At 70.8% G+C, this 11,029-nt stretch carries 11 protein-coding genes and 1 tRNA gene; 1 reads left to right on the top strand and 11 read right to left on the bottom strand.

What is annotated here, in order from left to right:
* Window positions 1-235 precede the first annotated feature (235 nt).
* From ABD333_RS47080 to nadD, 4 genes are all read right to left on the bottom strand, one after another.
* Window positions 236-308: transfer RNA gene (locus ABD333_RS47080), tRNA-Ala, on the bottom strand.
* Window positions 309-388: 80 nt separating this feature from the next.
* The gene (locus ABD333_RS47075; RefSeq protein WP_344549454.1) at window positions 389-1,048 is read right to left on the bottom strand and encodes a histidine phosphatase family protein; all 660 of its coding nucleotides are present in this window, start codon (window positions 1,046-1,048) and stop codon (window positions 389-391) included.
* Window positions 1,041-1,454: a ribosome silencing factor gene (gene rsfS / locus ABD333_RS47070; RefSeq protein WP_344549453.1), complete on the bottom strand. Its 414-nt coding sequence runs from the start codon at window positions 1,452-1,454 to the stop codon at window positions 1,041-1,043. The genes ABD333_RS47075 and rsfS overlap by 8 nt, the downstream gene beginning before the upstream one ends.
* A 171-nt stretch (window positions 1,455-1,625) precedes the next feature.
* Entirely contained in the window at window positions 1,626-2,228 is a 603-nt protein-coding gene (gene nadD, locus ABD333_RS47065) for a nicotinate-nucleotide adenylyltransferase (RefSeq protein ID WP_344549452.1), read from the bottom strand.
* A gap of 207 nt (window positions 2,229-2,435) precedes the next feature.
* Between nadD and ABD333_RS47060 the strand changes: the two genes are divergently transcribed.
* Window positions 2,436-3,482: a M48 family metallopeptidase gene (locus ABD333_RS47060; protein ID WP_344549451.1), complete on the top strand. Its 1,047-nt coding sequence runs from the start codon at window positions 2,436-2,438 to the stop codon at window positions 3,480-3,482.
* Window positions 3,483-3,616: 134 nt separating this feature from the next.
* Here the strand turns inward: ABD333_RS47060 and ABD333_RS47055 are convergent, their stop codons facing one another.
* From ABD333_RS47055 to ABD333_RS47025, 7 genes are all read right to left on the bottom strand, one after another.
* Window positions 3,617-5,386: a TIGR03767 family metallophosphoesterase gene (locus ABD333_RS47055; protein WP_344549450.1), complete on the bottom strand. Its 1,770-nt coding sequence runs from the start codon at window positions 5,384-5,386 to the stop codon at window positions 3,617-3,619.
* Between the two features lie 88 nt (window positions 5,387-5,474).
* Window positions 5,475-6,758: a glutamate-5-semialdehyde dehydrogenase gene (locus ABD333_RS47050; protein ID WP_344549449.1), complete on the bottom strand. Its 1,284-nt coding sequence runs from the start codon at window positions 6,756-6,758 to the stop codon at window positions 5,475-5,477.
* Window positions 6,751-7,896: a glutamate 5-kinase gene (gene proB, locus ABD333_RS47045; RefSeq protein WP_344549448.1), complete on the bottom strand. Its 1,146-nt coding sequence runs from the start codon at window positions 7,894-7,896 to the stop codon at window positions 6,751-6,753. Before proB ends, ABD333_RS47050 begins: the two co-directional genes overlap by 8 nt.
* A gap of 133 nt (window positions 7,897-8,029) precedes the next feature.
* Window positions 8,030-9,424 (bottom strand): GTPase ObgE, encoded by a 1,395-nt coding sequence (gene obgE, locus ABD333_RS47040; RefSeq protein ID WP_344549447.1) that lies wholly within the window; start codon window positions 9,422-9,424, stop codon window positions 8,030-8,032.
* Window positions 9,425-9,520: 96 nt separating this feature from the next.
* Window positions 9,521-9,778 carry a 50S ribosomal protein L27 gene (rpmA, locus tag ABD333_RS47035; RefSeq protein ID WP_151571159.1) on the bottom strand — a complete coding sequence of 86 codons (258 nt, stop codon included), beginning with the start codon at window positions 9,776-9,778 and terminating at the stop codon, window positions 9,521-9,523.
* Window positions 9,779-9,792: 14 nt separating this feature from the next.
* The gene (gene rplU, locus ABD333_RS47030) at window positions 9,793-10,107 is read right to left on the bottom strand and encodes a 50S ribosomal protein L21 (protein WP_344549446.1); all 315 of its coding nucleotides are present in this window, start codon (window positions 10,105-10,107) and stop codon (window positions 9,793-9,795) included.
* 543 nt (window positions 10,108-10,650) lie between these two features.
* Window positions 10,651-11,029 (bottom strand): hypothetical protein (locus ABD333_RS47025; RefSeq protein ID WP_344549445.1); only part of this gene is annotated, 379 nt, incomplete at its 5' end.

Genomic DNA, 11,029 nt, shown 5'->3' with positions numbered 1-11,029 from the left:
GAGGGGGCGGAGCCCCAAAAAGGGGCGCAGCCCCGAGGGGGCGAGGGGGCGGAGCCCCAAAAAGGGGCGCAGCCCCGAGGGGGCGAGGGGGCGGAGCCCCAAAAAGGGGCGCAGCCCCGAGGGGGCGTGGGGGCGGAGCCCCCACATCGGGGGTCTGGGGGTCGTCCCCCAGGTCAACATGACGAAGGAGTGGCGGCCTGCGCTTTCCGCAGGCACACCACTCCCAACTCCGAAGTGGAGCTATGGGGATTCGAACCCCAGACCTCCTCCATGCCATGGAGGCGCGCTACCAACTGCGCCATAGCCCCGCAGCTGCGTGGACGTGCATCCCGCAGCGCTTCGCCAGTGTATAGGAAGGCGGGGGCGGGACTCGAATCGGTTGTCGGGGCTAGGCACCGTTGTCGGTGCGGTCGTCGGAGAGGACGGGTTCGGGCAGGGTGCCCGCGTTGTGTTCGACGAGGCGCCAGCCGCCGTCGCGCATTTCGGCGAGTACGGACCAGCAGCAGTTGGACAGGCCGCCGAGGCGTTCCCAGATGTCCTGGGGGAAGCCGAGGAGGTGGGACATGCCGAGGCGCAGGGCGGCTCCGTGGGAGGCGACGACGAGCAGGCCGGTGGGCGGCAGGTCGTCGAGGGCGCGTTCCAGCGCGGTGCCGACGCGTTCGGCGACCTGGGCGCTGGTCTCGCCGTCGGGCGGCTGCCAGCGGGCGTGTTCGGCGGGGTAGCGTTCCCGGATCTCGTGGGCGGTGAGGCCTTCCCATTGGCCGCCGTCACGTTCGATCAGGTCCTTGTCGTGGGTGACGGGCAGCCCGGTGACGTCGGCGAGGGCCTGCGCGGTGTCGGCGGCGCGCTGCAGCGGCGAGGCCAGGATCGCGGTGGGACGGAGGGCGGCGAGGAGGCGGGCCGAGCGGTGGGCCTGTTCGACGCCGGTCTCGTCCAGCGGGATGTCGGTCTTGCCCTGGAAGCGGCGTTCGACGTTCCAGGCGGTCTGGCCGTGCCGCCAGAGGACCAGGCGGCGCTTGCCGGGCTCGCGCCGGGGCACGTCACTCACTCGCGCTCCCGACCTTGCGGACGCGCTGGGCGGAGTGGGCGTTCACGCTCTCGGGGAGCTCGACGAGGGGGCAGTCCTTCCACAGCCGTTCCAGGGCGTAGAAGAGGCGGTCCTCCTCGTGTTGGACGTGCACGATGATGTCGGCGTAGTCCAGCAGCACCCAGCGCCCTTCCCGCTCGCCTTCGCGGCGGATGGGCTTGGCGTCGGCCTCCTCGCGGAGACGCTTTTCGATCTCGTCGACGATCGCGCGGACCTGGCGGTCGTTGGACGCCGAGCAGAGCACGAACGCGTCGGTGATGACGAGTTGCTCGCTCACGTCGTAGGCAAGAATGTCGTCGGCCAGCTTGTCGCCCGCGGCCTCGGCGGCGATGCGGACCAGCTGTGCGGCCCTGTCGGATGCGGTCACGGTGTGTTCGCGATCCTCCCTGTCGGGGACGTCCCGGTCCTAGCCTCTCATGGCTCCTGGACGCGGCCCTGTTCGTCGGCTTGTGAACGTCGCGATCCGGTTTGGCCGCAACGGTCTCACTATCCAGGGTATGGGCGGAAGGTAAAGCCCGGTAATCAATATGCGCCCTGTTCAGGCGGCATCGTCACGGTAGAGGCCGCGTTTGTTGATGTACTGCACGATGCCGTCGGGGACCAGGTACCAGATCGGCTCTCCGGCCTGTACACGATCACGGCACTCGGTGGAGGAGATCGAGAGCGCGGGCACCTCCATAAGGCTGACGCGGCCGTTCGGCAGGCCGGGGTCGGCCAGCCGGTGGCCCGGCCGGGTGACGCCCACGAACTGCGAGAGTTCGAAGAGCTCGTCGGTGCCGTGCCAGGTCAGCATCTTCGCGAGGGCGTCGGCGCCGGTGATGAAGAACAGCTCGGTGTCCGGCCCGTGCAGGGCACGCATGTCCCGCAGGGTGTCGACGGTGTACGTGGGGCCGGGCCGGTCGATGTCGATGCGGCTGACGGAGAACCTGGGGTTGGACGCGGTCGCGATCACCGTCATGAGATAGCGGTCCTCGGCGGCCGCGATCTTCTGGTCCTCCTTGTGCGAGGAGATCCCGGTGGGGACGAAGACGACCTCGTCCAGCGAGAAGTAGTGGGCGACCTCGCTGGCGGCCACGAGATGGCCGTGGTGGATCGGGTCGAACGTCCCGCCCATGATCCCCAACCGCCGCTTTTGCGTCATGGCGACGAGAATAGCCAGCGCCCCGTGACCCGCCGCCACGCGACCCTCCGGATCACGCCAGGCCCGGCAGCGGCCGGCCCCGGTCGCCGGACGTAGAACGCGTGTCACGCTCCGGGCGCAAGCCCACCGGCGTGGACCGGTCCTGGACGGCGCGCCCGTGGCGGGAACCCTGGGAGTGGGTGGTTCGTCGGACTTACCATGCCGGATATGACGACGAACACACCGGATCGAGCACGCACGCGCTTTCCGGGGATCAGCTCCCGGGCCTACGAACACCCTGCTGACCGCTCGGCGCTGGTGGCGCTGCGGTCGCTGACGGGGTTCGACACCGTTCTCCGTAAGATGTCCGGCCTCTTCAACGAGCGGGCGTTCCGTCTGATGTTCCTGGGCGGCACCGTGCGGGTCGGCGAAAACCAGTTCCGCAACCTGCACGACATGGTCCGGGACGCCTGCTACATCCTCGACCTGCCCGAGGTCCCCGAGGTGTACGTACGGCAGAGCCCGGAGCCGAACGCGATGGCCCTCGGCTCCGACCGCCCGTTCATCGTCATCAACACGGGCCTCATCGACCTGCTCGACGACGAGGAACTGCGGTTCGTCATCGCGCACGAGGTCGGGCACATCCTGTCCGGCCACGCGGTCTACCAGACGATGATGCAGATCCTGATCTCGCTCGGGAGCCGGCTGGCCTGGCTGCCGCTCGGCAATCTCGGCATCGCGGCGATCATCATCGGGCTGAAGGAGTGGTTCCGCAAGGCCGAGCTGTCGTCCGACCGGGCCGGGCTGCTGGCCGGGCAGGACCTCGACGCCGCCAAGCGCACGATGATGAAGCTCGCCGGCGGCACGCGGCTGCAGGAGATGAGCAGCGAGGCGTTCCTTGAGCAGGCGCGCGAGTACGACGCGGCGGGCGACGTGCGCGACGGGCTGCTGAAGTTCCTCAACCTGCTGCCGCAGTCGCACCCGTACGCGGTGATGCGGTTCGCCGAGATCGACAAGTGGGCGCACGGCGGCGAGTACGAGCGCATCCTGGCGGGCGACTACCCGCGCCGCGACGACGACGGCAACGCCTCGGTGTCGGAGGAGATCCGGAACGCGGCCAAGTCCTACCGCGAGTCGTGGGAGCAGACGGCCGACCCGTTCATCGGCAAGGTCCGTGACGTCGCCGACGCCGCCGCCTCGGCCGCCGGCGGGCTGTTCGACCGCGTCTCCAGCCGCGGGCGCCGGGACGACGGCCCGGCCAACGGCGCCGGCTGAGCCGTCGGCGGCGGGACCTCAGGGGATCAGGCGCGCAGCCCCGCGCTTGATCCATTTTGTCATCCCGGCCCGCGTCACCCGGCCTTCGTTTCCGTGGTCTGGTGGCTTCCGTGAGCTTCTCGGGTTTCGGCGGGTCAGAAGGGGGCGGGGAGGAGCAGTTCGACGTTGCGGTCCTTGCGTTCGCCCCGGCGGTTCTCGTCGCGGTCCTGCCAGTCGTTCCCGGCGAGCTCGCGTGACAGCGACGCCAGGCGCACCGGGTCGCCGATCCTGCCGCCGAACGACTCGGGGCCCGCGGAGTCGAGCACCGTCGCGAACACCGACAGGGTGCCGTCGCCGTTGTCGGCCAGCTCGACGATGCGGCTCTGCTGCGGGAAGTCGACGTGCGCCGCCGTGTTGACCTCCCAGAAACCGCCGCGGCCGGACGGGCGGGCGTGCGGGATGACCTCGTTGCGATGGGTGTGCCCGTTCACCCACAGCACGACGTTGGGGTAGCGCAGGAGCAGGGCCTTCACCTCGTCGCCGAGCACCCGGCCGCCGCCGAGCGGGTTGGCCATCGAGTCGATCGTGTGGTGGCTGAAGAGCACGAACAGGCGGTCCTTGACGGCCGGCCGCCGGACGAGGTCGCCCTTGGCGTCGAAGTAGCGGCTGCTGCCGGAACGGAGCTGCGCCTCCAGCCAGGCGAACTGGCCGCGGTCGAGCGAGCCTTCGGAGTAGCCGTTCGGGTTGACCGTGTCGAGCACCAGGCCGCGCACGACGCCTCTGTCGAACGCGTAGTACGCCGTGCCGTCGCGGAGGTTGGCCAAGGTGAAACCGTGACCGCGCAGCGCCGTGCTCGTCTTGAAGTGCTCCCGTACGACCTCGGCGCGCGACACCATGCGGCGCTTGGGATCGGGCGTCACCTGGCGGAAGAGGCCGGCGCCGCCGCTGCCGCGCTGCGTGCTGAGCCGCACGAGCTCGCGGCCGTCGCCGGTACGGAGCATGCGCGCGAGGCTTTCGGCCTGGGCGTCGCTCGCCGGGGCTCCGATCTTGATGCCTCCGGTGGCCAGGCCGGACAGCAGCGGGTTGGGCGGCAGGTTGCCCTGCATGAGCCCGTCGTGGTTGCCGAACACCGCGAGCCACGGCGAGTCGAGTCCGGTCGCCTGGAACGGACGGCGCGCGGCGTCCAGCAGGCCCTTGACGCGCGGGAAGCCGTAACGGGCGAGGGCCACGTCGGGATCGGCGCCGGGCGGCGGGCCGTCCGGGTGCCAGTAGCGGGTGTCGTAGGCCGCCCAGTCCTGGACGCCCTCGAAGCGCCGGAGATCACCGGAGTCGGGGTGGATCCGGCCGCCGTCGAGCAGGTCGATGATCCAGCGCAGCTCGTTGTACTGGACGTTGTCGGCGGCGTCGCCGGTGTTGATCGTGAACGCGAGACCGAGGCCGGTCGCCGGGCCGCGCCCGACCCGGTTGATCGCCCGGACCATCGCCTCGGCGACCTGGGTCGTCAGGATCTCCTGCGGCCGCCAGGCGCCCTCGACCGGCAGCACGCTCAGCGCGTCCTTGAAGCGGTCGAGGAACTCGACCCGCGCCGGCGACTGGGCGTCGATGATGTGCACGTCGGTCAGGTGCCCGAACGCGAGGATGCCTCGACGCCGGGCGGCGCGGGCCGGGGCCGCCGTTCCGCCGAGGTCGCGGCGGAGCAGGTGCGGCTCGCCCGGTCCGGCGACGACCTTGCGGTAACCGCCGGGGCCGGGAGCGCCGAGGAGCAGCGTGCGTTCGAGCGTCGTGCCCGCCACCGGGCCGCGCAGCCGGGGGGCGGCGGACGCGGCGGCAGGGCGAGCCGGGAAGGCGGTCAGACCCGTGGAGGCGATCCCCGCGCCGAGGGCGGCGTCCCGGAGAACGCGGCGGCGGCTGATCTCAGCTGTCACAGCCGAGATCAGACCACACCTACCGACGTGACATCAATAGCCAATGTGTCACATGATGAGTACCGCCAGGTCGTCGCCGCCGGTGGGATCAGACTCCCTTGAGCTGTCCCTCGCCGACGACCACGTACTTGGTGGACGTGAGCTCGGGAAGCCCCATGGGGCCGCGGGCGTGCAGTTTCTGCGTGGAGATGCCGATCTCCGCGCCGAAGCCGAACTCCTCGCCGTCGGTGAAGCGCGTCGAGGCGTTCACCATGACCGCGGCCGAGTCGACCAGCGCGACGAAGCGCTTGGCGGCGGGCTGGGACGTGGTGACGATGGCCTCGGTGTGCCCGGAGCCGTACGTGCGGATGTGCGCGACGGCGTCGTCGAGGCTGTCGACGACGCGGGCGGCGATGTCGAGCGAGAGGTACTCGGCGTACCAGTCGTCCTCGGTCGCGGCGACGACGTCCTCGCCGTACGAGCGGACGCGGTCGTCGCCGTGGACGGTGACCCCCTTGGCGCGGAGGGCCTCCAGCGCGCGCGGCACGAAGACGTCGGCGATGTCGGCGTGCACGAGGACCGTCTCGGCGGCGTTGCAGACCGAGGGCCGCTGCGTCTTGGAGTTGACGAGGATGTCGACCGCGAGGTCCACGTCGGCGGCGGCGTCCACGTACACCGCGCAGTTGCCCACCCCGGTCTCGATCACCGGCACGGTCGATTCCTCGACCACCGAGTTGATCAGTGCGGCGCCGCCGCGCGGGATCAGCACGTCCACCAGGCCGCGGGCGCGCATGAGGTGCTTGACCGACTCGCGGCTGGTGCCCGGCACGAGCTGGATCGCGTCGGCGGGGACCCGGGTCCCTCGCAACGCGTCCTGCATGACGCCGACGAGGGCGGTGTTGGAGTCGAACGCCGACGACGAACCGCGGAGCATCGCCACGTTCCCGCTCTTGAGGCAGAGCGCGGCGGCGTCGACCGTCACGTTGGGGCGGCCCTCGTAGATGATGCCGACGACACCGAGCGGCACCCGGACCTGGCGCAGCTCCAGGCCGTTGGGCAGCACGTTGCCCCGCACGGTCTCCCCGACCGGGTCGGGCAGGGCCGCGACCTGGCGGACGGCGGCGGCGATCGCCTCGATGCGCGGCACCGACAGGCTCAGCCGGTCGATCATGTACTCGGACGTGCCCGCCTCGCGGGCCCGCGCCACGTCGCCCTCGTTGGCCTTGACGATCTCGTCGGCACGGGCGACCAGCGCGTCGGCGATCGTGTGCAACGCGGCGTCCTTGGTGGCACGCGACAGCGGCGCCAGCACGGCCGCGGCCTCCTTGGCCTTGCCGGCGACGCGCAGGAAGGCGTCGCGCTCCGGCACCGCTTGAGCTGTCGGCTCACTCATTCCGGCTCCCATCCAGGGTTCGCGCCTGTTCTTCGGTGGTCAGGACGACGAGGTCATCGCGGTGAATGATCTCTCGTTCGTATTCGGGGCCCAGCTCGCGGGCCAGCCAGCGGGTGGAGCGGCCCATCAGCTCCGGGATCTCCCCCGCGTCGTAGTTCACCAGGCCGCGCGCGACCACGCGGCCGTCCGTACCGCAGAGGTCCACGGGGTCGCCGGCGGCGAAGTCGCCCTCCACACCGGTGACCCCGGCGGGCAGGAGCGACTTGCGGCGCTGCACGACGGCCTCGACCGCGCCCGGGTCCAGCACGATGCGCCCCTGGCCGGTGGTGGCATGGGCCAGCCACAGGTGCCGGGTCGACCGGCGCCGCGCGTCCGGATGGAAGTAGGTGCCCACAGGCTCGCCGGCGATCGCGGCGGCGGCGGACGCGGCGTTCGTCAGCACGACCGGGATGCCCGCGATGCGGGCCGCCTCGACCTTGGTCACCATCCCGCCGGTGCCGACACGACCGGAGCCGCCGAGCTGGATGCCGGCGAGGTCGGCGGGCGTGCGGACCTCGTCGATGCGGCGGGCGCCGGGAAGCCGCGGGTCGCCGGTGTAGAGCGCGTCCACGTCCGACAGCAGGATGAGCGCGTCGGCGCGGGTCAGGTGCGCCACCAGGGCGGCGAGCCGGTCGTTGTCGCCGAACCGGATCTCGTCGGTCGCGACCGCGTCGTTCTCGTTCACGATCGGCAGGACGCCCAGGTTGAGCAGCTGCGCCATGCAGCGCTGTGCGTTGCGGTGGTGCACACGGCGGATCATGTCGTCGGCGGTGAGCAGGACCTGCGCGACGCCCACCCCGTACCGCGCGAACGACGAGGTGTAGCGCGCCACCAGCAGTCCCTGGCCCACGCTCGCCGCCGCCTGCTGGGTCGCCAGGTCCGGCGGACGCCGGGTCAGCCCGAGCGGCCCGAGTCCGGCGGCGATGGCGCCGGACGACACGAACACGATCTCGGTGCCGGCGGCGCGCCGCGCGGCGAGCACGTCCACCAGCGCGTCGATGCGGTCGGCGTCGATCGTGCCCTGCGGGGTGGTGAGCGACGAGGAGCCCGCCTTGACCACGATCCGCCGGGCGGTGGCGATCGGCTGTCGCGCGTTCATGCTCTCCCTCGGGGGTGCGGAGGCACCGGGGGTTTCCGGTGCTCGCCGGCCCGGTGTGGGGCTCGGGCCTGGTCGGTGGCTCGCCGGCCGGCGTCCGGCTCGGGCCTGGTCGGTGGCCGTCCGGCTCGTCGGCTTAGCGGAACCCGTCCAGTCTCCGGTCGGTGCCGCGCGGGCCGGGCGCCGCCTCGCCCGCGACGACCTCCGGCTCCCAGTCGAAGACGATCGACTCGTCGGGGGTGCCGATGAGGACGGTGGCGCCCGGCGCCGCACCCGCCTGCGCGAGGGCCTCCTCGACACCGAGCCTGGCCAGCCGGTCGGCGAGGTAGCCCACGGCCTCCTCGTTGTTGAAGTCGGTCTGCCGCAGCCAGCGGACCGGCTTCGCGCCGGTGATCAGGTACGTGTTGTCGCCCATGGTCTTGATCTCGAAGTCCGCGCCGCCGAGCTCCTTGGGCCGGATGACCAGGCGGGTGGGCTCCGGGACGGGCAGCGACTCACGGTAGTCGCGGACCATCTCGGCCATGGCGAACGACAGCTCGCGCAGACCCTCGTGGGAGGCCGCCGAGACCTCGAAGACCCGCAGGCCGCGCTTCTCGAACTCGGGCCGCACCATCTCGGCGAGGTCCCGCGCGTCCGGTACGTCGATCTTGTTGAGGACCACGACGCGCGGCCGGTCCGACAGAGGCCGGTCGCCCAGGACGCGGTCGTACGCCTGGAGTTCGCGCTCGATGATCTCGAAGTCGCTGATCGGGTCGCGGCCCGGCTCCAGCGTCGCGCAGTCCAGGACGTGCGCCAGCGTCGACGACCGCTCGATATGCCGCAGGAACTCCAGCCCGAGGCCCTTGCCCTCGCTGGCGCCCTCGATCAGCCCCGGCACGTCCGCGACGGTGAACGTGGTGTCCCCCGCGCTGACGACTCCCAGGTTGGGGATCAGGGTCGTGAACGGATAGTCGGCGATCTTGGGCTTGGCGGCCGACAGGGCGGCGATCAGCGACGACTTGCCCGCGCTGGGGAAGCCCACCAGCGCCACGTCGGCGACGCTCTTGAGCTCCAGCACGACGTCGGCCTCGTCACCGGGCTCTCCCAGCAGGGCGAAGCCGGGCGCCTTGCGTTTGGCCGAGGCCAGCGCCGCGTTCCCCAGACCGCCCGCGCCGCCCTTGGCGATCACGAACCGGGTGCCCTCGCCCACCAGGTCGGCCAGGACCTCTCCGTCCGCGGCCTTCACCACGGTCCCGTCCGGAACCGGCAGCACGACATCGTCCCCGTTGGCGCCCGTCCGGTGACTGCCCTGCCCGGGCTTGCCGTTGCCCGCCTTCCGATGGGGGCGCCGGTGATACTCCAGCAGGCTCGCCGCGTTCGAATCCACCACCAGAGTGACGTCACCGCCACGTCCCCCATTGGCCCCGTCAGGCCCGCCTAGCGGCTTGAACTTCTCCCGGTGGATCGAGGCGCACCCATTGCCCCCGTTGCCCGCGGCGACATGCAGCACCACCCGGTCCACGAACTGGGCACCCTGTGCTCCTGCTGCCACGGTTTCCTCCTTATACGCCCCGTTGCGGGGCCTCAACCAAAACAAAGGGGCGGACCACTCAGGTCCGCCCCTCTGCCAACGTCTCTCTTAGGCGGATTACTCCGCCGGCGGGACGATGCTCACCGCGTTACGCCCACGGTAACGGCCGAACTCGACCTTCCCCGCGACCAGCGCGAACAGCGTATCGTCGCCACCGCGGCCCACGTTGAGACCGGGGTGGAAGTGCGTGCCCCGCTGGCGAACGATGATCTCGCCGGCGTTGACGGCCTGGCCGCCGAACCGCTTGACACCAAGGCGCTTGGCATTGGAGTCGCGACCGTTACGGCTGGACGATGCACCCTTCTTGTGTGCCATCTCCTACGCCTCCCTTACTTCGCAGCCTTGATACCGGTGATCTTGACCTCGGTGTACGGCTGACGGTGACCCATCCGCCGCTTGTACCCGGTCTTGTTCCGGTAGTGCATGATGTTGATCTTCGGGCCCTTGACCGCGCCGAGGATCTCGGCGGTCACCTCGACCTTGGCCAGGTCGGCGGGCGAGCTCACGACCTTGTCGCCGTCGACGTACAACACGGCCGGGAACACGACCGTGGAGCCGACCTCACCGGCCAGCTTGTCGACGGTGAGCACGTCGTCGACGGCCACCTTTTCCTGCCTGCCGCCTGCGCGGACAATCGCGTACACCGCGAAACCCTTCGTCTGCGCGCGCTTCCGGTCCGACCCGGTCCCGCGCGTGGTCTTCCAGCCCCCGGATGAGGGCCTACCCCCGGCCGGCGCCAAGAGCGGCACGCCGAAGGAGGCTCCTCCGGCGCTCTCTGCTTTGATCCCGCCATGGGCGAGTGATGCACACCGAGTGATGCCCGCCGGGGCCTCGATGGCAAGTCAAATGGCGCGCTCACACGCGCCGAACCCCAAGAATACCGGATCCCCACCCCGCAAAGCGAACCAAGCCCTCACAAGCAGCCACCCGCAAACGCCCAGACAGCCTATCCGCCACCCCACCCCCACCAACCCGAAGGCAAACCCCCAGAAGCAAGGCCCTCGCTAACGCTCGGACAGCCCCATCGGGGCTCCCGCCCCGAACCCCAAGCTGGGGGAAGCCCCCAGACCCCCACCCCTTCAGTGGTCCGCCCCCTCCGCACGACCACAGGACTTGCCAGCCGCAGCCGCTGGTGCGTGCAAGGAAGCCGGTCCAGATACCCGGCTACACGGTGAGATCGGGGACACTCATTCGAACCCGAGCGCGAGCCCCCCGGCCTCTGCCTGCCACAGGAGCCGGGGGGCGAACTCGGACATGAGCGCGGCGAGTGTGGCTTCTCTGCGCAGCGACCGGACCGCAGAGCCGTCCTCCTCGGGTAGCTTCCGCGAGGCCTTGACGAAGATCTTGCCGTCCGGAGTGTGCACCGTGGAGGCGATGTCCGCGTGGATGCCCGCGCCGGCCGGTTGGGTGCTCTCGATGGGGCCGGTCCGGCATTCAACGGCCTCCCGGATCGTTCCCGGGAGATCACTCCAGTCGCTACGCATCTCGCCCCTGGGTGTGATCAGCCGCCGCCCGGCGAACTGCACTCGGGCGGGCAACAGCCCGCGCCTTCGTTGTCCCAGAATT

Origin of the sequence: Actinomadura fulvescens (assembly GCF_039533225.1) — a bacterium.
GTDB lineage: Bacteria > Actinomycetota > Actinomycetes > Streptosporangiales > Streptosporangiaceae > Spirillospora > Spirillospora fulvescens.
This window is presented reverse-complemented; position numbering and strand designations above follow the sequence as displayed.